This is a genomic window from Acidovorax sp. GW823-FHT05D11, assembly GCF_058795695.1.
In genome coordinates this window covers 2,355,217-2,375,722 of sequence record NZ_CM179502.1, presented here as the reverse complement: position 1 = coordinate 2,375,722, position 20,506 = coordinate 2,355,217, and the positions used below count along the sequence as shown (strand labels likewise).

General features: G+C 66.8%; 21 protein-coding genes. 6 read left to right on the top strand and 15 right to left on the bottom strand.

Features of this window, described 5'->3' with window-relative positions; genetic code table 11:
• Positions 1-3: 3 nt before the first annotated feature.
• From nusA to AC3RCE_RS11030, 5 genes are all read right to left on the bottom strand, one after another.
• Positions 4-1,488: a transcription termination factor NusA gene (nusA, locus tag AC3RCE_RS11050; protein ID WP_218294352.1), complete on the bottom strand. Its 1,485-nt coding sequence runs from the start codon at positions 1,486-1,488 to the stop codon at positions 4-6.
• Positions 1,489-1,565: 77 nt separating this feature from the next.
• Positions 1,566-2,159 (bottom strand): ribosome maturation factor RimP, encoded by a 594-nt coding sequence (gene rimP, locus AC3RCE_RS11045; protein ID WP_218294351.1) that lies wholly within the window; start codon positions 2,157-2,159, stop codon positions 1,566-1,568.
• Positions 2,160-2,557: 398 nt separating this feature from the next.
• Entirely contained in the window at positions 2,558-2,968 is a 411-nt protein-coding gene (locus AC3RCE_RS11040; RefSeq protein WP_218338830.1) for a thioredoxin family protein, read from the bottom strand.
• A gap of 78 nt (positions 2,969-3,046) precedes the next feature.
• A complete protein-coding gene (locus AC3RCE_RS11035) occupies positions 3,047-4,324 on the bottom strand; it encodes a c-type cytochrome (RefSeq protein WP_492255184.1) in 1,278 nt (425 codons plus the stop codon).
• 14 nt (positions 4,325-4,338) lie between these two features.
• The gene (locus AC3RCE_RS11030; protein ID WP_492255183.1) at positions 4,339-5,133 is read right to left on the bottom strand and encodes a c-type cytochrome; all 795 of its coding nucleotides are present in this window, start codon (positions 5,131-5,133) and stop codon (positions 4,339-4,341) included.
• A 151-nt stretch (positions 5,134-5,284) separates the two neighbouring features.
• Here AC3RCE_RS11030 and AC3RCE_RS11025 point away from each other — a divergent pair, with 151 nt between their 5' ends.
• Positions 5,285-6,754 carry an aminotransferase-like domain-containing protein gene (locus AC3RCE_RS11025; RefSeq protein WP_492255182.1) on the top strand — a complete coding sequence of 490 codons (1,470 nt, stop codon included), beginning with the start codon at positions 5,285-5,287 and terminating at the stop codon, positions 6,752-6,754.
• A 270-nt stretch (positions 6,755-7,024) separates the two neighbouring features.
• Positions 7,025-7,381 (top strand): hypothetical protein, encoded by a 357-nt coding sequence (locus tag AC3RCE_RS11020; protein ID WP_218294346.1) that lies wholly within the window; start codon positions 7,025-7,027, stop codon positions 7,379-7,381.
• A gap of 39 nt (positions 7,382-7,420) precedes the next feature.
• Here the strand turns inward: AC3RCE_RS11020 and AC3RCE_RS11015 are convergent, their stop codons facing one another.
• The 7 genes from AC3RCE_RS11015 to AC3RCE_RS10985 all read right to left on the bottom strand — a co-directional run bounded on the left by AC3RCE_RS11015 (position 7,421) and on the right by AC3RCE_RS10985 (position 15,232).
• Positions 7,421-7,990 (bottom strand): sugar O-acetyltransferase, encoded by a 570-nt coding sequence (locus AC3RCE_RS11015; RefSeq protein ID WP_218294345.1) that lies wholly within the window; start codon positions 7,988-7,990, stop codon positions 7,421-7,423.
• A gap of 49 nt (positions 7,991-8,039) precedes the next feature.
• Positions 8,040-9,206: a Gfo/Idh/MocA family protein gene (locus tag AC3RCE_RS11010; protein ID WP_492255181.1), complete on the bottom strand. Its 1,167-nt coding sequence runs from the start codon at positions 9,204-9,206 to the stop codon at positions 8,040-8,042.
• 49 nt (positions 9,207-9,255) lie between these two features.
• Positions 9,256-10,266: a sugar phosphate isomerase/epimerase family protein gene (locus tag AC3RCE_RS11005; RefSeq protein ID WP_218294343.1), complete on the bottom strand. Its 1,011-nt coding sequence runs from the start codon at positions 10,264-10,266 to the stop codon at positions 9,256-9,258.
• A gap of 115 nt (positions 10,267-10,381) precedes the next feature.
• Positions 10,382-11,368 carry a substrate-binding domain-containing protein gene (locus AC3RCE_RS11000; RefSeq protein WP_492246270.1) on the bottom strand — a complete coding sequence of 329 codons (987 nt, stop codon included), beginning with the start codon at positions 11,366-11,368 and terminating at the stop codon, positions 10,382-10,384.
• 132 nt (positions 11,369-11,500) lie between these two features.
• Positions 11,501-12,517, bottom strand: a complete 1,017-nt coding sequence (locus AC3RCE_RS10995) for an ABC transporter permease (RefSeq protein ID WP_200926955.1) — start codon at positions 12,515-12,517, stop codon at positions 11,501-11,503.
• Positions 12,498-13,988 carry a sugar ABC transporter ATP-binding protein gene (locus AC3RCE_RS10990; protein ID WP_492255180.1) on the bottom strand — a complete coding sequence of 497 codons (1,491 nt, stop codon included), beginning with the start codon at positions 13,986-13,988 and terminating at the stop codon, positions 12,498-12,500. The genes AC3RCE_RS10995 and AC3RCE_RS10990 overlap by 20 nt, the downstream gene beginning before the upstream one ends.
• A complete protein-coding gene (locus AC3RCE_RS10985; protein WP_492255179.1) occupies positions 13,985-15,232 on the bottom strand; it encodes an ROK family transcriptional regulator in 1,248 nt (415 codons plus the stop codon). The genes AC3RCE_RS10990 and AC3RCE_RS10985 overlap by 4 nt, the downstream gene beginning before the upstream one ends.
• A gap of 341 nt (positions 15,233-15,573) precedes the next feature.
• Between AC3RCE_RS10985 and AC3RCE_RS10980 the strand changes: the two genes are divergently transcribed.
• Entirely contained in the window at positions 15,574-16,104 is a 531-nt protein-coding gene (locus tag AC3RCE_RS10980; RefSeq protein WP_492255178.1) for a hypothetical protein, read from the top strand.
• 263 nt (positions 16,105-16,367) lie between these two features.
• On the opposite strand, the gene AC3RCE_RS10975 is transcribed toward AC3RCE_RS10980, so the two are convergent.
• Together AC3RCE_RS10975 and AC3RCE_RS10970 are read right to left on the bottom strand one after the other, a co-directional pair.
• Positions 16,368-16,844: a cupin domain-containing protein gene (locus AC3RCE_RS10975; protein WP_492255177.1), complete on the bottom strand. Its 477-nt coding sequence runs from the start codon at positions 16,842-16,844 to the stop codon at positions 16,368-16,370.
• Positions 16,845-16,888: 44 nt separating this feature from the next.
• On the bottom strand, positions 16,889-17,287 hold the full coding sequence (locus tag AC3RCE_RS10970; protein ID WP_492255176.1) for a tautomerase family protein: 399 nt from the start codon (positions 17,285-17,287) through the stop codon (positions 16,889-16,891).
• A gap of 119 nt (positions 17,288-17,406) precedes the next feature.
• Here AC3RCE_RS10970 and AC3RCE_RS10965 point away from each other — a divergent pair, with 119 nt between their 5' ends.
• Positions 17,407-18,345 carry a LysR family transcriptional regulator gene (locus AC3RCE_RS10965; RefSeq protein ID WP_492255175.1) on the top strand — a complete coding sequence of 313 codons (939 nt, stop codon included), beginning with the start codon at positions 17,407-17,409 and terminating at the stop codon, positions 18,343-18,345.
• A 40-nt stretch (positions 18,346-18,385) separates the two neighbouring features.
• On the opposite strand, the gene AC3RCE_RS10960 is transcribed toward AC3RCE_RS10965, so the two are convergent.
• Positions 18,386-19,210, bottom strand: a complete 825-nt coding sequence (locus tag AC3RCE_RS10960) for a TetR/AcrR family transcriptional regulator (protein WP_492255174.1) — start codon at positions 19,208-19,210, stop codon at positions 18,386-18,388.
• 78 nt (positions 19,211-19,288) lie between these two features.
• On the opposite strand from AC3RCE_RS10960, the gene AC3RCE_RS10955 reads away from it, so the two are divergent.
• Positions 19,289-19,801 (top strand): DUF6022 family protein, encoded by a 513-nt coding sequence (locus AC3RCE_RS10955; RefSeq protein ID WP_218294334.1) that lies wholly within the window; start codon positions 19,289-19,291, stop codon positions 19,799-19,801.
• A complete protein-coding gene (locus tag AC3RCE_RS10950) occupies positions 19,798-20,469 on the top strand; it encodes a DUF5701 family protein (RefSeq protein ID WP_492255173.1) in 672 nt (223 codons plus the stop codon). The genes AC3RCE_RS10955 and AC3RCE_RS10950 overlap by 4 nt, the downstream gene beginning before the upstream one ends.
• Positions 20,470-20,506: the final 37 nt, after the last annotated feature.

Sequence of the window (20,506 nt, the reverse complement as noted above, 5' to 3'; positions counted from 1 at the left end):
CCTTTACTCTTGCCCCGCGAACCAGTGTTCGCGCGCCTTCATGATCAAGGCTTTGGCTTCTTCTTCAGACTGTCCGGTCAGGTCGGTCAGTTCATCAATGGCCAGATCGGCCAGGTCGTCACGTGTATGCACACCGCCTTCAGCCAACTTGGCAATCAGCTCGGGGGTGAGGCCTTCGAGGTCGCGCAGGTCCTGGGAGACCTCTTCCACGCTTTCCTCGCGGGCGATTTCCATCGTGAGCAGCGCATCCTTGGCGCGGGCGCGCAGCTCGTTGACGGTGTCTTCGTCGAAGCTTTCGATCTCCAGCATTTCCTGCAGCGGCACATAGGCCACTTCTTCGAGGCTGTTGAAGCCTTCGGAGATCAGGATGTCGGCGATTTCCTCGTCCACATCCAGCTTTTCCATGAACAGCTTGCGGGCCGTGTCGGTCTCGTTGGCCTGCTTCTGCGCGCTTTCGGCGGCGTCCATGATGTTGATCTTCCAGCCGGTCAGATCGGACGCCAGGCGCACGTTCTGGCCGCCGCGGCCGATGGCGATGGCGAGGTTTTCCTCGTCCACCACGACGTCCATGGCGTGCTTTTCCTCATCGACCACGATGGAGGACACGTTGGCCGGTGCCAGCGCGCCGATCACGAACTGGGCGGGGTCTTCTGACCACAGCACGATGTCCACGCGCTCGCCGGCGAGTTCGTTGGTCACCGCGTTCACACGGGTGCCGCGCACGCCGACGCAGGTGCCGATGGGGTCCACGCGCTTGTCGTGCGACAGCACGGCGATCTTGGCACGCGAGCCGGGGTCGCGGGCGCAGGACTTGATCTCCAGCAGGCCCTGCTCGATCTCGGGCACTTCCTGGCGGAAGAGCTCGATCATGAACTCGGGGGCCGAGCGCGACAGGATGATGGGCGCGCCGCGCAGGGTCAGGTCCACTTCCATGATCATGGCCCGCACGCGGTCGCCGCTGCGCAGGTTTTCCTTGGGGATCATCTCGCTGCGGCGCAGGCGGCCTTCCACACGGCCGGACTCGACAATGATGTCGCCCTTGTCCATGCGCTTGACGGTGCCGGTGAAGATGCGCTCGCCGCGCGACATGAAGTCGTTGAGCAGCATTTCGCGCTCGGCGTCACGGATCTTCTGCAGGATGACCTGCTTGGCGGCCATGGCGCCGATGCGGCCGATCGGCACGGACTCGACACCCTCTTCGATGTACTCGCCGACTTCGATGTCGGGAATGCGGTCCTTCGCATCCATCAGCAGCTCTTCGGCTTCGGGATTCTGCAGGCCCGCGTCATCGGGCACGACCAGCCAGCGGCGGAAAGTCTCATAGTTGCCGCTGTCGCGATCGACGGACACGCGAATGTCCACCTCGCCCTGGTACAGCTTCTTGGTAGCCTGGGCCAAGGCCGACTCCACGGCGCCCAAGACCACATCACGCTCAACGTTCTTTTCGCGCGAAATGGCCTCAACCAACATCAACAATTCGCGATTCATGCGACGACTCTCCTGTTTCAATCACCCGAGGGCAGGGTCCGCGCGCTGCGGCCACCCACCCCAATTCATTCAGCCACTCAGGCGGACGCCGGCCCGGCCTTGCCTCCACGCCCCTTGAAATCCACGATGGGCGCCAGACGGACGTCCCGCACCTCATCCAGGGTAAAACCCAGCGCCTGCAGCGGCGCCGGAACGCGTTTCTTGCTCACCTTCTGGCCCGGCTTGACCGGCGGCTCGTCGCTCCAGACGATCTGCCAGCCTCCAGCTTCGGCCCGCTCCAGCGTGCCGCGAAATTTCTTGCGGGTGGCATTGACCTGCCCCGCCGCTGCGGCGCCGATGGGCGCCTTCAGGGTGATGTCGATGACCGAGCCCTCGAAGCGCACGAAGTCCTGCTCGTGGCGCAAGGGGCGGTCGATACCGGGGGAAGACACTTCCAGGCGCTTGTACTCGACGCCATCGACCTCCAGCGCAAATTGCAGCTGGCGCGTGACCTTTTCGCAGTCTTCGACGGTGACAAACTGATCCAGCGCCGGGACCGGCGCGTCGGCGGGCGGCTGCACCCAGGGCAAGTCAATGGTGATGCGCAGCAGACCACCGGCAGAGCGTTCGATCTCCACCAGGTCATATCCCAGGCCCGTCACAATTTGTTCAACGACTTGCTGTAATGCCACGTGTTCAGTTCAATCCCGGAAAACAACACGACTGACGCAAATCGGGATCCGGCGAGTCGCCGACCCCATGGTGGGAGCACTTCCTGTGCGCCCTTGTTTGCGTAAGTCCAAAACAAAAAACCCGATAACCCCCGGAGACCTTCCCCGACAGCTTCGAGCTCCAAAAGCATTCGACCAAAAAAAACGGGCGGTTGGTACCCGCCCGTTTGGTCGTGAGATTCATATTGTAGCGTGTAACGCCTTGATTTGCAAAGATGGACTGTGGTCAAACTGCCTTCTGAACCCGCCGGCAGGGGCCCCGCCGGCACAAAAATCCGGCGCCTGCGCGGCCAGCGGCGTTTCCGGCAGAAAGGTGCGCTGCTGCGCCCCGCCTGCCCAGCCGATTTGTCCTCGTCGTCCTAGTCGTCCTGGGCGCCGCGCGCCGCGCGCACGCGCTCGAACACGCCCTGCGCCTCGCCCCCGGCCGCCGAGGCATTGCGCGCGCCCGCCTGCAGGCTGCCCAGCAACCGGGCCAGCACTGGCGCCTGCGGCAGCAGCGGCCCCAGGAAAAGCGCGCTGGTGCCGCGGCCGATCAGCAGTGTGGGAAAAGTCTCCACATCCAGGTCCCCCGCGATCTCGGACTCGTCCTCGATGTCCACCCATTCGAACCGCACCCCGGGGTTCGCCCGGGCCAGTTCGTCGAACAGGGGGCGGTAGTCGCGGCAGGTGCCGCACCAGCCCGCGCACAGGCATACAGCCCACCAACCGCCAGCGGCGGCCTGCGGGGGCGCCCCTGAGGCGGGATCGGGCAACACGGCCGGACTTTCCATCAGCGTAACTCCTGGGTCATTCCGGCCGGGGAACCCCTGCGGCCCTGCGCAGAGGCCCTCCCGGGGCCGGGTCTGGGTCTACATGCCGCGCCGCTCGCGGGCGCGGTAGACCTCGATGGTACCCACACCGGGCGCCTGGTTGCCCCAGCTGTTGCGCACGAAGGTGGCGACCGCCGCCACTTCCTCGTCCGACAGGGTCTGCTGGAACGGGGGCATGCCGTGCGGACGCGGGTTGCCGGCGGTGGCGGGCAGGTAGCCGCCCTGCAGCACCACGCGCACCAGGTTGGTGGGATCGGCCAGCGTGACCGCGCGGTTGCCGGCCAGAGCGGGGAACGCCCCAGGCTCGCCCTGCCCCGCGTCGCCATGGCATTGAGCGCACTGCTGCTCATACACCTTCGCGCCCCGGGACATGGCCGCGGAGGGCGGCGCGGGCGGCGTTGCGGGCGCGGGGCCGCCCTGCTGCGGCAAGGCCTGCAGGTACACCGCCATGGCGCGCGCATCGGCATCGGTCAGGTACTGCGTGCTGCGGAACACCACCTCGGCCATGGGGCCCAGCACCGAGCCGTGCGGGGCCACGCCGGTTTGGAGCAAGGCCACCACGTCCTCGGCGGGCCATTCCTTGACGCCCGCCTCGGCCGCCGCGTTGAGCGCGGGAGCATACCAGTTCTGCACGGGAATCAGCCCGCCTGTGAAGGCCTTGGCATCCGTGGTGGCACCCAGCGCGTTGCGTGGCGTGTGGCAGGCGGTGCAATGGCCCAGGCCGTTGACCAGGTAGGCGCCCCGGTTGTACTCGGCCGTCTGTGCGGGCTCGGGCCGGGGTGTGCCCGGGGTGAAAAACAGCGCGCGCCACACGCCCAGCGCCGCCTGCGTGTTGTACGGGAAACGCAGCGCATGCGCCCGGTTGGCTTCGGCGGCGGCGGGCACGCTTTGCAGATAGGCAAAGATGGCATCGGAATCCTCGCGCGTGACCTGGGTGTAGTTGGGGTACGGGAAGGCGGGGTACAGCAGGCGCCCGTCCTTGCTGCGGCCATGGTGCATGGCGCGCCAGAACTCGGCCGAGGTCCAGCTGCCGATGCCCTGCGCCTTGTCGGGCGTGAGGTTGGAGCTGTGCACCACGCCGAACGGCGTCTCGATGCCGCGCCCGCCCGCGAACGGCGCGCCGCCCTGGGTGGTGTGGCAGGCCATGCAGTTGCCGACACGGGCCAAGTACTCGCCGCGCGCCACCAGCGCGGGCGTGCCCTGCAGCGTCTCGGCGCCGGGCAGCGGCTCTTCGCCGCGCAGGTTCAGGGTGACCAGTGCGGCCGTGATGCCCAGGGCGGCCAGCACGGAAGAAATCGTCCAGAGGATGCGTTTCATGGATGACATCCCTCTCAGCGCGCCGCGCCGGAAGCGGCCGCCACGGGCACCTCGGCCACGCCGCCGCAACGCGCGGGCATGGGGGCGGGCAGCGTGCGGGCGGGTTTGCCGCCCCCTGCCACGGGCTGGGCGGCCAGCCAGGCGGACACGGCGCTCACATCGTCGGGCGTGAGCTGGCGGGCGATGTCGGCCATGCAGTCGGGCGCATGCGCGCGGCGCTGGCCGGTCTTCCAGGCGCCCAGCTGGCTGTTGAGGTAGTCGCGCGGCAGGCCCAGCAGGCCCGGGATGGACGGCGCCACGCCCGTCATGGCGCTGCCGTGGCACGACACGCAGGCCGGAATGCGGCGCGCGGTATCGCCCTGCTGCACCAGCTGGCGCCCCTGCTCCAGCGCGGCGGCCGGCGCCTGGGGTGCGGGCGGCGGCGGGTACGGCAGGTCCTGCGCGGCAAAGTGATCGGCCATTTCACGCAGGTAGTCGTCCGTCAGGTGCTCGATGAGGTAGGTCATCTGCGGATAGCTGCGCCGCCCGTCGCGAAAGTTGAGCAGCTGGTTGGCCAGGTAGCCCGCCGGCTTGCCGGCGATGCGCGGAAAGTAGCCGTCGGGCGTGGCGCGGCCTTCCTTGCCGTGGCAGGCCGTGCAGGCCAGCACGCGCGAGGACATCGACGAGGCGGACACCGTGGCGGACGGGGCCGCCGCAGGGCGAGGCACGGGCTGGGCCCAGGCGCCAGCACTCCACGCCAGCGCCATCGCGGCAGAGGCGCCGGCCAGGCGGGAAACAGAGCGCAGCAGGCTGCGCAGGCAATCGATCATGGGGTTTTATCAGTAGGGAAGTGGCAGGCCCGCACACATCGCGACGGACACCAGCACATGCCGCCACTCTACGCCCCGCCCCAAAAACAGTACAGATTCAGTTTCTAGTTAAAAATACAGATCAGTTTGCCCTGGATCAACCCCAGCCCCCATGAAACGCTACGAACGCCACGCCGACGCCATTGCCCAGCTCATCCACAGCGGCGCGCTGCGCCCGGGCGACCGCGTGCCCTCGGTGCGCGAGGCCAGCCGCACGCGCGGCATCAGCCCGTCCACCGTGTTCGAGGCGTACTACCTGCTGGAGGCCCAGGGCCTGATCCATGCGCGCCCGCGCTCGGGCTACTACGTGAGCGCCCGGCTGCCGGCCGCCGAGTCCCGGCCCGCCGAGCCCCTGCCCTCGCAGCCGGCGCACACCTCCACCGGCGTGGCCATCAGCGACCTGGTGTTCGAGGTGCTGGGCCTGGCGCGCGACCGCGACCTGGTGCCCCTGGGCTCGGCCTTCCCGGGGCTGGAGCTGTTTCCGCTGGAGCGCCTGGCGCGCTGCCTGGGCAGCGGCATGCGCAAGCTCGACCCCTGGAGCATCGTGCAAAGCCTGCCGCCCGGCGACGAGCGCCTGCGCCAGCAGATCGCGCTGCGCTACGGCCTGCACGGCATGGCCGTGGACGCGCAGGAGATCATCATCACCAACGGCGCGATGGAGGCGCTCAACCTCTGCCTGGAGGCCGTCACCCGCCCCGGCGACGTCGTGGTGGTCGAATCGCCCACCTTCTACGCCGCGCTGCAGGCGCTGGAGCGTCTGAACCTGCAGGCGCTGGAGGTGGCCACCCACCCGCGCGACGGCATCGACCTGACCGCGCTGGCCGAAGCCCTGGCGCGCCAGCCCCCGCACCAGCCCGTCAAGGCCTGCTGGCTGATGCCCAGCTTCCAGAACCCGCTGGGCAGCCTGATACCCGAGGACAAGAAGCGCGAACTCGTGGCCCTGCTCGCGCGCCACCAGATCCCGCTGATCGAGGACGACGTGTATGGCGAACTGCACTTCGCCCCCCACCGCCCGCCCCCGGCCAAGGCCTTTGACGGCGAAGGCCTGGTGATGCACTGCAGCTCGTTCAGCAAAAGCCTGGCACCCGGCTACCGCGTGGGCTGGGTGGCGGCGGGCCGCTTTGTCACGGCGGTGCAGCGCCTCAAGCTCATGACCACGCTCTCGGCCGCCACGCCGTCGCAGCAGGCGTTGTCCGAGTACCTGGCCCAGGGCGGCTACGACCGGCACCTGCGCCAGCTGCGCCGCAGCCTGGCGCAGCAGCAGGCGACGGCGCTGGCGGCGGTGGCCCGGCATTTCCCACCGGGTACGCGGGTCGCGCAGCCCGAGGGCGGGTACTTCCTGTGGGTGGAGCTGCCCCCGCAGGTCGATGCCCTGCAACTGCACCGCCAGGCACTGCAGCAGGGCATCAGCCTGGCACCAGGACAGATCTTTTCGGCGGACCGGCGCTTTGCGAACTGTGTGCGCATCAACTACGGGCACCCCGCGCAAAGCCGCTTTGAAGCCGCCCTGGCTACCGTGGGCGCCCTGGCCTCGGCGATGGCACGAGAGGCGTCCGCTCCCAAGAAGCTATCAAAACAGTAGCTGCCAGCGCTTACACATCAGGCGCTTGCGGTCAGTTTCTCCAAAAACTCCCCTTCCCCGGGGTTCCCTGGCCTCCAGGGCACCCGCCTTGCGGCGCATGCCCTTGCTTGCAGCAAACTGACATGCCGCCGCCGCGTTGGAAAGGCCCAACCTCGGGTTCTCCCGCCCTCGGCACAGCTCTTGCAACGGCATACTGGCGGCCGTCCGCAGCCGGGGCAGCGCTACCAGCCTGGCCCCGCGAGGCCTTTTCCACCCCACCCGACGCCCACCATGGCAGCACCCCAGCATGTCCCGTTCCTGACCGTGGAAGATGAAGACGACTGGGTCGTCTCGTTCGCGCTGGGCCCCGTGGGAGCCAGCCGCCTCACGCTCACGCGCACGCCCCACCTGGAATTCATGCTGCGGCCCGAACAGCGCGGCGTCTCCGTGGGCGGCGTGGAGGCGGGCCAGCGCGCCACCCTGCTGGTGGCCGTGCAATGGGGGCACAAGTGCGTGGACGTGGTGTCCACCGCCAGGCGCTACAGCCTGGACATCAGCAAGGTCGATGCCGCCACGCGCACCGCCGCGCTGCGCGTGCTGGGCAAGATGAACTTCGACCAGCGGTTCCAGTTGGCCAACGCCCAGTAAGCCGCCGTGCGGGCGACCGCACGGGTTCGCCGGGTCGCCTCAGGCCACCAGCGGGTCGAGCGGCCGCACTACCCGGCACGGGTTGCCCGCCGCCAGCACCCGCGCCGGCACGTCGCGGGTGACCACGCTGCCCGCGCCGATCACCGCACCATCGCCAATCGTCACGCCGGGGCAGATGATCGCGCCGCCGCCAATCCACACGTCCTCGCCGATGGTCACGGGCAGGCACAGCTCGACGCCGGTCGCGCGCTCTTCGGGCGACAAGGGGTGCGAGGCGGTGTAGATCTGCACGCCCGGCGCGCACAGCGTGCGGGCCCCGATGCGCACCGGCGCGCCGTCGAGCACCACGCAGTTGAAGTTGAAGTACACGCCTTCACCCAGAAAAATGTTGTAGCCGTAGTCGCAATGAAACGGTGGCGTGATCTGCACGCTGCCGGGCTGGCCCGGCAGCAGCTGCGCCTGCAGGGCTTGCAGCGCGGCAGCATCCGCCGCAGGCGCGTGGTGGATGGCGTGGCACAACTGGCGGGCGCGCAGGCGGTCGGCCACCAGCTGCGGGTCGGCGGCCATGTACGGCGCGCCGGAGATCATCTTGTCTTTCTCGGAGGTCATCGGGTGATTCTGCCCTGTGCCATCCCCCTCCACCGGCCTGCCCGCCCGCCTACCCAGCCAGCGCCGTCCACTTGCGCTCGCTCTCGGCAGACTCCACCACCTTCTCGATGAAGCGCACGCCTTCGGCCCCGTCTTCCACGCGCGGGTAATCGGCCTCCAGCGCGCTGGCGGTTCTGCCCGACGCCCGGGCGCGGATGTCGGCCGCCACGCCCAGGTAGACGTTGGCAAACGCTTCGATGAAAGCCTCGGGGTGCCCGGCCGGAATGCGCCCCGCGCGCAGCGCCGATTCGCTCAGCCAGGGCGAGCCGCGCGTGAGGATGCGGCGCGGCCCGTCCACCGGCGAATGCACCAGGTGGTTCGGGTCCTCCTGCCGCCACACCAGCGTGCCCAGCGTGCCGGACACCTGCAGGCGCACATCGTTCTCCAGCCCCGCCGCCACCTGCGACGCGACGATGACGCCGCGTGCGCCGCCCGCATAGCGCAGCAGCAGCTGTGCATCGTCGTCCAGCCGGCGGCCGGCGCCGAAGGTGGTGAGGTCGGCGCACAGCGCCTCCGGCCGCTGGCCGGTGACGGTGGCGGCCAGGTTCTCGGCGTGCGATCCGATGTCGCCCATGGTGCCCACGGCGCCGCTGCGCGCGGGGTCCAGCCGCCAGTCGGCCTGCTTGTTGCCGCCACCCTGCTCCACCGCCGTGGCCAGCCAGCCCTGGTTGTATTCCACGGTGACCTTGCGCAGCGTGCCCAGGGCGCCGCTCTGCACCAGGTGGCGGGCCTCGCGCACCATGGGGTAGCCGGTGTAGTTGTAGGTCACGCCGAACACGGTGCCGGCCTTCTTCACCGCCGCCACCAGCTCATCGGCCTGCGCGCTGGTGTGCACCAGCGGCTTGTCGCACACCACATGAAAGCCCGCCTGCACAAAGGCCAGGGCCACCGGGTGGTGCACATGGTTGGGGGTGACGATGCTCACCAGGTCGACGCGCTCATCGGGGCTGCGGCGCAGCTCGTCAGCCAGCAGGTCCTGCCAGCTGCCGTGGTTGCGGTCGTCCGCCAGGCCCAGCTCGGCGCCGGATGCGCGGGCCCGCTCGGGCGATGACGACAGCGCGCCCGCCACCAGCTCGAACTGGCTGTCGAGCGCCATCGCCTTGCGGTGCACCGCGCCGATGAAGGCGCCGTGGCCGCCGCCGACCATGGCGTAGCGGAGCTTTCTTTCACTGGACATACAAAAAGCCTTTGCTCGCTGTGTGTTGTTGTCGGTTTGAGGAGCGCGGCTAGGCCTGCTTGTCCCGTGCAAAGACGGCATCGAATGCGCCCGCCGCGGGCTTGAAGTCGAGCCGCTTGCAGAACGCCGCGCTCTCCGTGGCGCCATGGACGCGGTCCATGCGGCTGTCTTCCCACTCCACCGAGAGCGGGCCCTGGTAGCCGATGTCGTTGAGCGCGACGATGATGGATTCGAAGTCGATCATCCCGCGCCCCACGCTGCGAAAGTCCCAGTGGCGCCGGGCATCGCCAAAGCTGGTGTGCCCGCCGAAGGTGCCCACCGTGCCGTCGCCCTTGCCCCACCACACGTCCTTCATGTGGGCGTTGTAGATGCGGTCGGCGAACTGGCGGATGAACTTGATGTAGTCCACGCCCTGGTAGGCCAGGTGGCTGGGGTCGTAGTTGAAGCCGAAGCGCTTGTTGCCGCCCACCGCAGCAATCGCCCGCTCGGCCGAGGCGATGTCGAAGGCGATTTCGGTGGGGTGCACCTCCAGCGCAAAGTTGATGTCGTGCGCTTCGAACACATCGAGGATGGGGCCGAAGCGCTTGGCGAAGTCGGCAAAGCCCTTTTCCCAATACGCCTGCGTGGTGGGCGGAAAGGCATAGATCGAATGCCACACTGACGAGCCCGTGAAGCCCGTGACCGTCTTCACGCCAAACCTGGCGGCAGCGCGCGCCGTGTCGGCCAGCTCGGCGGCGGCGCGCTGGCGCACGCCCTCGGGATCGCCGTCGCCCCACACATAGGGCGGCAGGATGGACTGGTGGCGCTCGTCGATCAGGTCGCACACGGCCTGGCCCACCAGGTGGTTGCCGATGGCAAAACACTGCAGGCCGTGCTGGGCCAGCAGTGCGTGTTTGTCCTTGACGTACTGGGGCGTCGACAGCGCCTCCTGCACGTTGAAATGGTCGCCCCAGCAGGCCAGCTCCAGGCCGTCATAGCCCATGCTGCGTGCCAGCGGCGCGAGTTCTGCCAGCGGCAAGTCGGCCCATTGGCCGGTGAAAAGGGTGACGGGTCTTGGCATGGCGGCTCCCAAGGGGCGTGGGGTTGCAGGTGCGAAGCGGCAAGCAGCTATATTTTCGATAGCTGCTTGCGCTTGATGGATAAGCGCTAGAGGCCTATTTGACTCAAAAACACCATCAGAATGGCGAGTCTGGGAAGTAGAAGCTCTTCGCGTTTTCCTTGGTGATGAGCACCGACGGAATGATCGTCGTCGCAGGCAGCTTCTCGCCCTTGATGCGCGCCTCGGCCGTGAGCTTGATCGAGTCGTAAATGAACTTGGGGCTGTACGACACATTGGCCTGGATCAGCGGGTTGCTGCCGTCGGCCAGCGTCTTGATCATGCCCTTGGCACCCGCGCCGCCGAACACCAGCTTGATGTCCTTGCGCTTGGCCTGCTCGATGGCCTTGAGCACGCCCACGGCCATGTCGTCGTCGGCCGCCCACACCGCGTCGATCTGCGGAAAGCGCGTCAGGTAGTCCTGCATCACCTTGAAGGCATCGTCGCGGTTCCAGTTGGCGTACTTGGCGTCCAGCAGCTTGATGTCGGGGTGGTTCTTCAGCACCGCGTTGAACGCGTCCATGCGCTCGTTGTCCAGCGTGGTCGCAATGCCGCGCATGGCCACCACGTTGCCCTTGCCGTTCAGCGCCTTGGCGATGTACTCGGCCGGAATCTTGCCAAACGCCGTGTTGTCACCGGCCACATACGCGTCCTGTGCGCTGGTGTCCGTCAGGCCGCGGTCCACCACCGTCACGTAGACGCCCTTGGCCTTGACCTGGGCCACGGGCTTGGTCAGCGCGGCCGATTCAAACGGGAAGATGACCAATGCGTTGATCTTGTTCACCGTCACCAGGTCCTGCAACTGATTGGCCTGCTCGGGCGCGCCGCCTGCCGTCTTCACGATGACCTGCAGGCCGGGGTGGGCCTTCTCCAGGTCCTTCTTGGCCTGGTTGGCCCAGTACACGATGCCACCGGTGAAGCCGTGCGTGGCCGACGGAATGGCCACGCCCACCACCGTCTTGTTGGCCTGCGCCATCGCCGGGCCTGCCAGCGTCAAGGCGGCTGCGGCAGCCACGGCCGAGAGGGCCAGGCGGCGGGTGAAGGAAGAAGTTGTCTTGCTGTTCATGATGCGTTGTCTCCTGTTGCTATTGCTTTGCTGAAAAATGGCCATGAAAGCCTGGCCGACTGGGGAACACCTTGGAAAAATAAATACGCGCAAAGAGTGGGTGGAAAACTCGAAGTTGTTCCGACCCCTGCGTCACCTCTTGCCGCGCTGCATAAAGGCCACGGCAATGATCACGAAGCCCTGCACCGCCGCATTCAGGTACACGCTGATGATGCTGGTCAGGTTCAAGATATTGCTGATCACCGACAGCAGGATCGCGCCCACCACCGTGCCGGTGATGCTGCCCGCCCCGCCCTTGAGCACCGTGCCGCCCACGATCACCGCAGCGATCGCCTCCAGCTCCCACAGCAGCCCCGTGGTGGGCGATGCGGACCCCAGGCGCGGCACGTACAGCAGCGTGGCAATGCCCACGCACACCCCGAGCAGCATGTAAGTCAGGATCTTGATCTTGTGCACGTCCACCGCCGCGTACTGCGCCACCTGCTCGTTGGAGCCGATGGCCTGCACATAGCGGCCATAGGCCGTGCGGTTCAGGATGACGCCGCCGATGACAGCCACCAGCAAAAAGACCCAGACCGGAATCGGCACCCCCAGCAGGTTGGCGTAGTACACCGGGCTGTAGATATCCGACAGATCGTTCTCCAGCGTGATGGCCCCGCCGTTCGAAAAATACGTGAGGTACGCGCGGAAGATGCCCAGCGTGCCCAGCGTCACGATGAAGGGCTCGATGCGCCCCTTGGTGATCAAGAGGCCATGCACCAGCCCGAACACCGCACCCAGCACCACCGCCAGCAGCATGCCCACCACCACGGCCGCCATGGGTGAGCCCAGCACGGGCGCCATCGCGTTCATGAACAGGATGACCGAGCCCGCGATCAGCGCCGCCATCGACCCCACCGACAGATCAATGCCGCCCGAGATGATCACAAAGCACATGCCCACCGCGATGATGCCGATGAAGGCTGTGCGCGTGAGCACGTTCATCACGTTGTCGTAGGTGGCGAAGTTGCTGTTGAGCAGCGTGCCGGCAATGCACAGCAGCACCAGCCCGATGACCGGGCCCAGCCCGTGCAGCTTGCCCCACCAGGCCGTGGCGCCGCCGTGGCGGCCCGCTGCGGTGGATGCGTTTTCAGCGGGTACCTGTGGCATGTGCGATCAACTCCTCTTCGGTCAAATGTGGTTCTTGCAGCGTGGTCTGCAGCCGCCCGGCGCGCATCACCGCCACGCGGTGGCACAGGCCGATCAGCTCCATCAGTTCGGAAGAAATCACCACCACCGCCAGCCCCTGCTCTGCCAGGCGCTGCACCAGGTGATAGATCTCGCGCTTGGCGCCCACGTCCACGCCGCGCGTGGGCTCGTCCAGCACCACCACGCTGGGGCCGGGGTGCAGCACCTTGGCCAGCGCCAGCTTTTGCTGGTTGCCGCCCGACAGCGACGACGCCCGCACCTCCAGCGAGCCGGTGCGGATGCCGAACTCCTGCACCGCATCGCGCAGCGCAGCCTGCTCGGCCGCCGGGTCGAGCCAGGGCTTGGCGTAGCGCTCCAGCGCCATCAGCGTCAGGTTGGGCCGCAGGCTGAAGTGCACGTGCAGGCCCTTGCCCTTGCGGTCTTCGCTCAGGTACGTGAGGCCGTGGCGCGCCGCATCGCGCGGGCTTTTGAGCTGCACCTGCTTGCCCGCCAGCTCCACCGTGCCGGCCGAGCGCGGGCGCAGGCCCAGCAGGCCCTCGAACAGCTCCGTGCGCCCCGCGCCCACCAGCCCGGCAAAGCCCAGAATCTCGCCGCGCCGCACGTCAAAGCTCACGTCCTCGGCCCAGCCCGGCACCGTGAGACCGCGCACCTGGATGGCCGGCTCGCCACCCGCAGGCGCGGGCAGCTTGGGCGGAAACAAATCCGCCAGCTCGCGGCCCACCATCAGGTTGGCCATCTGCCGCCGTGTCACGCTGGCCGTGGCCTCGCGCGCCACCAGCAGGCCGTCGCGCATCACCACCACCTCGTCGGTGGTGCGCTCCACTTCGTCGAGCTTGTGCGATATGTAGATGATGGTCACGCCCGCGGCCTTGAGCCCGGCCATCAGCGCAAACAGGCGCTCCGTCTCGCCGGGGGTCAGCGTGGCGGTGGGCTCGTCCATGATGAGCAGGCGCGCGTTGCGGGCCAGCGCGCGGGCAATCTCCACCAGCTGCTTTTCGGCCACGATGAGCTTCTTCACCCGCGTGTCAGGGTCGAGCGGCAAACCCACCTGTGCCAGTGCAGCGCGCGTCTTCTCGCGCATCGCCTTGTCGTCGAGGAAGGGGCCCTTCTTGATCTCGTGCCCCAGAAAGATGTTCTGCGCAATCGTCAGGTCGTCCGCCAGATTGAACTCCTGGTGGATGAGCACGATGCCCTGCGCCTCGGCCGCGCGCGAGCCGCCGCCCGGGGCGCGCACCGCGCCGTCCACCACCACCTCGCCGGTGGTGGGGCTCTCGTACCCGGCCAGAATCTTCATCAGCGTGGACTTGCCCGCGCCGTTCTCGCCCAGCAGGCCGTACACACGCCCCGGCTGCAGCGCAAAGCCCACGCCGTGCAGCACGCGCACCGGGCCGAACTCCTTGGTCACATTGCGAAACTCGACAGCGACGCTCATCGTGTGGCCCCCACGGCATTGGCTTTGGTCGCAGAAGAAGAGGCACGCGGCGACAGCGCCAGGCTCTGCTGCATGGCCAGCACGCCCGCGCCCACCACCCCCGCATCGTCGGCCAGCGGCGCGTATTGAATCTCGAGATGCCGCGTGGAGAGCGCCAGCGACCGGTGGTACACGCTCTGCCGCACCGACGCGAGGAACAGCGGCCCCATGTCCGTCACCCGCCCCGCAATGAACACATGCGACGGGTTGAAGAAGTTCACGATGGACGCCAGCATCTGCCCCACCAGACTACCCGCCCGCTGGATGATCGCGTTGGCCGCCACATCGCCCGCTTTGCTGGCCTGGGCCACGTCTTCAGTCGTCAGCGTGCCGGTGGCCTGCAGGCGCTCGGCCAGCATCGCGCTCTCGCCACGCTCCACGGCCTCCATCGCCATGCGCGCCATCGCGGGTGCGGCGGCCATCGCCTCCACACAGCCCTGGTTGCCGCAGTGGCAGCGCGGCCCGCTCTGGTCCACGCAGATGTGGCCCACGTCTCCGGCCGAGCCATTGGCGCCCCGGTACACCTGCCCGTGGCACACGATGCCGCAGCCAATGCCCGTGCCCACTTTGATGACCAAAAAGTTGGGCAGGTTGCGCTGCAGCCGCCACAGCTCGCCCAGCGCCATCAGGTTCACGTCGTTGTCCACAAACACCGGCGCGGCAAACGCCTCGCGCAGGTAGTCGCGGATGGAAAAGCCGTCCCAGTCGGGCATCAGCGGCGGGTTGACGAGCTGCCCGCTTTCAAAATCCACCGGCCCCGGCACGCCCATGCCGATGGCGATGACCTGCGAAGCCTGCATGCCGCAGCGCGCCAGCAACTCGCGCATCAGCCCCCGCACCCGCGCCAGGATCACGCCCGGCCCCTGGCGCACATCGATGGGCTCGCGGTGCCGCGCCAGCACCGTCATGTCGGGCCGCATCACTGCGACTTGCATGCTGGTGGCGCCCAGGTCGGCGCCAATCACCACGCCCAGGGTTTCGCTTAAACGGAGTGTTTCGGCACGGCGGCCGCCAGAGGATTCCTGCAGGCCCACCTCGTCGAGCAGGCCCTCGTCCAGCAGCGCCGCGACCATGGCGTTGGCCTTGCTTTTGGAATAGGCCAGGCGCTGCGCGAGTGCATTGCGCGACGCGCCTGCGGACCAGAAGATGGTCTGCAAGACGCCCAGGTCTTCGGCGCCGCAGTGACTCCAGCGGGTGGATGGCAAGGCTTGTCTCCTGTCATGTTTTTGTGCAGCACCTCATGGGGGTGGGTGCTTGACAGGGATGCTATGCGGTCTACTTTGGCCGGGCAAGACTGAACTTTGACCAAAATTAGGTCTAACAAACAGAGATGGAAGATAGGTGTCCCCCTCTTGAGGGGAAGTCACCGTGTATCCCCGTCGCAGCACCTTTCATAAATCCAAACTCCGGGCATACTGATATCTCCGCATGTAGAGCGTCCCGGCCTCTCTAATAAACTATCGTCAGCGTTTTAAAAACCCATGAGAAATTTGGCCAGTGAGACAAAAGCCAAATCCTGCCTTAACGCCTTGATTCCCTCCAAGATATGACCAAAACTGCTCGCATAGTATTACAAGACGTGAAATTCGCCCTTTCCAAACACACAGACACCCTTCAATCGGAATGGTTTAGGATTAGTTGGTTCGGGATAGTAGGTTTATTAAGGTCGATTGGCCACGTCTTGGACAAAGTTGATTCACAGATCAGCCCAGCAATGGCTTATGCAATTCGAGAAAGCTGGAAACGATTGCAAAGCACCAAACCAGAGCCAGTAATTTTCTGGGGATTCATCGAATCCGAAAGGAATAGAATATTAAAAAATTACGAACACGGAATTAATAGAACACTAACCATTGTCGGACCTTCCGAACCCAATGGAAAAACGCCTGTAATAACGGTGGATTGCGGGAATGCCCGAGGCGGAGAGACAAACCCGGGAACTCCATTACATTCTTACATAGCAAATGGCCCATACTCCGGAAGACATGAAAAGGACGTAGCTTGGGAGGCCTATCGCTGGTGGGTTACTTATCTTGATGAAGTAGACCGTCTCGCGGCCAACACTAACAACATGTAGATAGCGTGTGCATTAATCTCACTACATATTCATAATTTCCAATGACAACAGTAGCTACCACAGTCTTCCTTGCTCTCGAGAGGAACGGGGAAATGACTCTCTAAGAGATTTCAAAAATCATTCCCAAACGACATTGGGATCATCGCTTTTCCAGCAAGCGCCGGGACCCCAATTCGATCTAAATCCTGCGCGAGCAAAATCTGCTTGCCCACACAGCCATCAGCAAGCGGCAACTGCACCGCCCGTCGGGGCTCCGGCACGCCCTAGCAAAGATCACGCGGCGACACACCCACCGCTTCACACCAGCGGCGGTAGTCCGCCCGACGATCCGTCGTGGTAATCCGCTGCAGCACCGTGTGGTGCGGCCCTAGGTATTCCACGCTGCCCTTGACCACCACATGCACCAGTAGCTCCTCCGTACCCGTCGCCTCCCACCAGTCCACGTTACCGGCGGGCTCGTGGATGTAGTCGCCCGGCCGCACCACGCGGCCATCGTTCAGGCGGCGCTCACCCACCAGCGTGAGGGCGTGCACTTCGCCCGTGTGCCGGTGCAGGCCCAGGCGCGTGCCGGGCGACAGGCGCATCAGTTCCACCCAACCGGCATCGTCGGGCAGGAACTGGATGGGCAGGGACCACTTGCCTTCGCCTTCAGGAATCCAGTCGGCCAGGCCCGCGCGCTCCAGCGTCTGGGCCACGATCACGTCGGCGAGAAGGTGGTTGTTCGTTGTTGTCATCGTCATGTCGGTGCTCCTGGGTAGCTGTTGGTGATGGCTTGATTGCTTGCTTATTGCTCTGGATGCTGGTGGCGGTACTCCTGCGTGCGGCCGCCAAAGCCGTACGAGGCGGCGCGCACGTCCTGCACATAGACGTAGCTCTCGGGGTGCAGCGCGCCCAGCAGGCCTTCAAAGGCTGCGAACGCCTCGGCGATGTAGCGCGCTTTTTCGGCCTTGGTGTTGGTCTCATCCACCACCTTGACGTCGAAGTAGAAGCTCGACTGTTTGAGGTCGGCCAGCGACCGGCCGGCGACGTACCAGTCGGCCGGGTCCACAAAGGTGATGACTACGGCGGTGAGGTCGCGCCGCTTGCCGAGCACGCGGGTGGTCAGGTCCAGCAGGGTTTCTGCGATGCGGGCAGACAGCTCGGGCGTGCGTTGGGCAGACACTTTGACGTTGAGGATGGGCATGGAGGGCTCCTGTTGAATGCGTTGGGTTGATAAGGAGCCTTCACTGTAGAAATTGCGCCCCGCCACGGAAACCGCCCGTGGCGATAATGGCTTTTGCTCCGCACGCAAAGGCGCGCACGATGAAACAAGAACCCCGCTCCTTCCTCCCCGACCCGGCCGACCTGCGGTGGCTGGTGCGGTCGCTCGACCTGCGCTCGTTTTCTGCGGCGGCGCGCGAGATGGATGTGGCGGTGTCGGTGGTCGCGCGCGGTGTGGACCGGCTGGAAGCCGGCTACGGCGTGCGCTTGCTGCGCCGGTCCACGCACGGCCTGTCGGCCACGCCCGAGGGTGCAGAACTGGCACAGGAAGCGCGTGCCTTGCTGGCGCAGCTGGAGGACATCGGGGCATCGCTGTCGGACCAGCGCAGCCGCGTGGCGGGCACCTTGCGCCTGGCCTCCAGCCAGGAGATCTGCGAGGCGCTGGTGCTGCCCCACCTGGCCGACCTGCAGGCGCGTTACCCGGCGCTGCGGGTGGAGCTGCTGGCCGATGATCGCGTGGCCGACCTGGTGACGGAGGGCATCGACGTGGCGCTGCGCACCACCGTGGGCCACAGCGACGTGGTGGTGGCGCGCGAGCTGGGCCGGTTCGAGCGGCGCCTGTACGCGGCCCCGGAGTATCTGCGCCTGCACGGCACGCCCGCCGACCCCAGCGATCTGCAGCAGCACCACACCGTCACGCACACCGCGCAGGGGCTGGCGGTGACCTGGGCGTTTCGCAGTGCACAGGGCAAGCCGCTGGAGGTGACCGTGCGCTCGCGCCTGGCCGCCAGCAGTTCGGCCCTGGTGCACCACGCGCTGGTGGGCGGTGCGGGGATCGGCATGCTGTCCTGCCCGCTTGCGGCGGCCGATGCGGCGCAAGGCCGGTTGGTGGAGGTGCTGGCACCTTTTGCCTCACGCACCGTGCACACGCTGTACGCGGTGTCGTCACCGGGCCGGCGCAATGCGGCCAGGGTGAAGGCGGCGATTGATTTTCTGGTGAAGGCGTCGAAGGACCGGTGGGCGCTGGCGCCTGTGCGTTGAAGGTGTATTTACGCAGCCCGCTGGGCGGGGCGTGGGTGCGCTAACGCGATCCGTGCCTTCCCGCACCCCCACCCTGCTCTTTTGCCACCTGCAGAGCAATCCCATCAATCAATCGATCCAGCCCAAACCCAAAGCTGCGCGCGGGGTCCGTAGGGCCGCCGTACGCTGCGCCTGCCGCTGCGCCCACCCGCACGGCCAGCGGGAACAGCTCGGGCTGGAGCAAGCGCTCCAGATGCGCCGCATGGGCGGCCCACCACTGGGCGTCTGATTGGCCGGTTTGCGCTGCGGCGGTGGTGGCTTCGGTGGCGCTGCGGGCGCTGCCGCGCACGTAATCGGACACCACGGCAATGACGAGGTCCATGTCCAGGTCTGACAGGCCCGCGCTTTCAATGGCGCGCAGTTCCCGCTCGTACTTGCGAATGGCGTGGGGGCCCAGAGACGGTCGCTGCAAGGCCACTTGCAGCATCCAGGGGTGGCGGCGGTACAGGTTCCAGGCATCGGTCGCCACCGAGCGCAGGCATGCCTGCCAATCTGCGCCGCTGGGCAGGTCGTCCGGCAGTTGCGCGTAGGCGGCCTCCAGGACCAGTTCCAGCAGGACGTCTTTGTTAGGCAGGTAGCGATACAGCGCCATGGGCGCCACGTCCAACCGGGCACCCAGGGCCCGCATCGAGAGCGCGGCTAGGCCACCTTCGTCGGCCAGTTCCAGCGCAGCAGTTCCGATCAACGTGGCAGACAGGCTGCGTTTGGGGCCGCGCCGCGCGCTCTCGGGGGCGGGGGTGGCGCCCCACAAGAGATTGAGGGTGGTTTCCGGGTCGGCCTGGCCGGGAAACGATACGGGGGATGGGTTGCCGGTTTTCTTGTTCATTTGTTGACAGTGTACGCTGTTCAGTGAATGATATGCGTACATCGTACACACAAAGGAATCAGATTGCGGACCTTGACCATGCCTTCCATTGACACCAGCTCCATTGAGCGGCTGGGCGAAACCTCGGCCGCGTGGCTGGCTTGTGCCTGGCAGCCCACCCAAAACGCCCACGAAGCCCGGTTGCAGCACGCCTTTGCGCGGGCTGGCGAGCGAGCGTATGGCCTGTACCTGCGGCTTTTGTTCAGCCCGCTGGCGCGGGCAATGCGCGCGGCCGGGCTGGCCGTGTACCCGCCCCTGCCGGGTGGCCTGGCCGATTCGCGCGAGTGGGGCCTGGCGGACGACAGCGAGCGGCAGCGCTGGTTTTGGAGCTGCGTGGTGCGAGAGGACGACGAGGCGCCGCTGGGCACGCTGGTGACGGTGCTGCACCACGACCACACGCGCTTTCGGCTGCCGCAGCCGGTGCAGCTGTTTGCATTGCCCGTCGCGCGTGCGGCGGTGGTGGAGCAAGAGCTGGGGCGCATGAACGGGGCCTTCGCCGCTGCAGCGCCCTTGCGGTTGCACGCAGCGTACGGCGCAAAGGCGCAGCCATGAACGCCGCGCTGTCCGCACAGATCGACCGTCTGGTGGCGCTGGGCATTCACCACACGCTGGGGCTGCCTGCGGAGGACTTTCGCCAAGCGCTGGCGCCGCTGCTTGACCACCTGCCGCACGCCCCCGGTGATGCGGGCGTTGGTACGCTAGGCGCTGCAGACATTGATGCCGGCACGGCCGACGCCGTGATCGTGATCAACACCCCCGCCCTGCCCGCCCGGCAACTGCTAACCCTGGTCAGCCGCAACGGCAAGGCGGCCATGGAGCGCCTGCACCCCAGGCAGCCAGAGGACTTTGGCCCCACGCGCGACATTGCGATGCCCGCGGGCGAGGCGTACCTGTTGCTGGGCGTGGACCGTGGCAACGCCACCTTGAATGCCGTGCCCAGCGATGCGCAAAAGCGTCTGGCGGCGCAGCAGCGCTCGCCGATCACTGTGGAGGAAGGCATTTGCCTGCTGCTGCAGTGGCCACAGTTTCTGCAACCCAACCACTGCTTCATGATGCTGGGCTCGCGCTGCGGGGACCGGCGCGTGCCCGCGCTGTGGTTGAGCAACCAGCACCCACGGCTGGGCTGGTGTTGGGAAGGCAACCCGCACACGTGGCTAGGCTTTGCATCCTGCCGGGGCCGCAGCCCGGGGGTAGCGCTGCAGCCTGTTTTTGCTACCTAGCAGCGCGTGGCCGGGCTGCGGAATGCCCCAGGGGGCG

Bases quoted from the DNA above. Each gene is read 5' to 3' on its own strand.
- nusA (WP_218294352.1), bottom strand. From the start codon at position 1,488: ATGAATCGCGAATTGTTGATGTTGGTTGAGGCCATTTCGCGCGAAAAG.
- AC3RCE_RS11040 (WP_218338830.1), bottom strand. From the start codon at position 2,968: ATGGAAAGTCCGGCCGTGTTGCCCGATCCCGCCTCAGGGGCGCCCCCG.
- AC3RCE_RS11035 (WP_492255184.1), bottom strand. From the start codon at position 4,324: ATGAAACGCATCCTCTGGACGATTTCTTCCGTGCTGGCCGCCCTGGGC.
- AC3RCE_RS11030 (WP_492255183.1), bottom strand. From the start codon at position 5,133: ATGATCGATTGCCTGCGCAGCCTGCTGCGCTCTGTTTCCCGCCTGGCC.
- AC3RCE_RS11025 (WP_492255182.1), top strand. From the start codon at position 5,285: ATGAAACGCTACGAACGCCACGCCGACGCCATTGCCCAGCTCATCCAC.
- AC3RCE_RS11020 (WP_218294346.1), top strand. From the start codon at position 7,025: ATGGCAGCACCCCAGCATGTCCCGTTCCTGACCGTGGAAGATGAAGAC.
- AC3RCE_RS11015 (WP_218294345.1), bottom strand. From the start codon at position 7,990: ATGACCTCCGAGAAAGACAAGATGATCTCCGGCGCGCCGTACATGGCC.
- AC3RCE_RS11010 (WP_492255181.1), bottom strand. From the start codon at position 9,206: ATGTCCAGTGAAAGAAAGCTCCGCTACGCCATGGTCGGCGGCGGCCAC.
- AC3RCE_RS11005 (WP_218294343.1), bottom strand. From the start codon at position 10,266: ATGCCAAGACCCGTCACCCTTTTCACCGGCCAATGGGCCGACTTGCCG.
- AC3RCE_RS11000 (WP_492246270.1), bottom strand. From the start codon at position 11,368: ATGAACAGCAAGACAACTTCTTCCTTCACCCGCCGCCTGGCCCTCTCG.
- AC3RCE_RS10995 (WP_200926955.1), bottom strand. From the start codon at position 12,517: ATGCCACAGGTACCCGCTGAAAACGCATCCACCGCAGCGGGCCGCCAC.
- AC3RCE_RS10990 (WP_492255180.1), bottom strand. From the start codon at position 13,988: ATGAGCGTCGCTGTCGAGTTTCGCAATGTGACCAAGGAGTTCGGCCCG.
- AC3RCE_RS10980 (WP_492255178.1), top strand. From the start codon at position 15,574: ATGACCAAAACTGCTCGCATAGTATTACAAGACGTGAAATTCGCCCTT.
- AC3RCE_RS10975 (WP_492255177.1), bottom strand. From the start codon at position 16,844: ATGACGATGACAACAACGAACAACCACCTTCTCGCCGACGTGATCGTG.
- AC3RCE_RS10970 (WP_492255176.1), bottom strand. From the start codon at position 17,287: ATGCCCATCCTCAACGTCAAAGTGTCTGCCCAACGCACGCCCGAGCTG.
- AC3RCE_RS10965 (WP_492255175.1), top strand. From the start codon at position 17,407: ATGAAACAAGAACCCCGCTCCTTCCTCCCCGACCCGGCCGACCTGCGG.
- AC3RCE_RS10960 (WP_492255174.1), bottom strand. From the start codon at position 19,210: ATGAACAAGAAAACCGGCAACCCATCCCCCGTATCGTTTCCCGGCCAG.
- AC3RCE_RS10955 (WP_218294334.1), top strand. From the start codon at position 19,289: ATGCCTTCCATTGACACCAGCTCCATTGAGCGGCTGGGCGAAACCTCG.
- AC3RCE_RS10950 (WP_492255173.1), top strand. From the start codon at position 19,798: ATGAACGCCGCGCTGTCCGCACAGATCGACCGTCTGGTGGCGCTGGGC.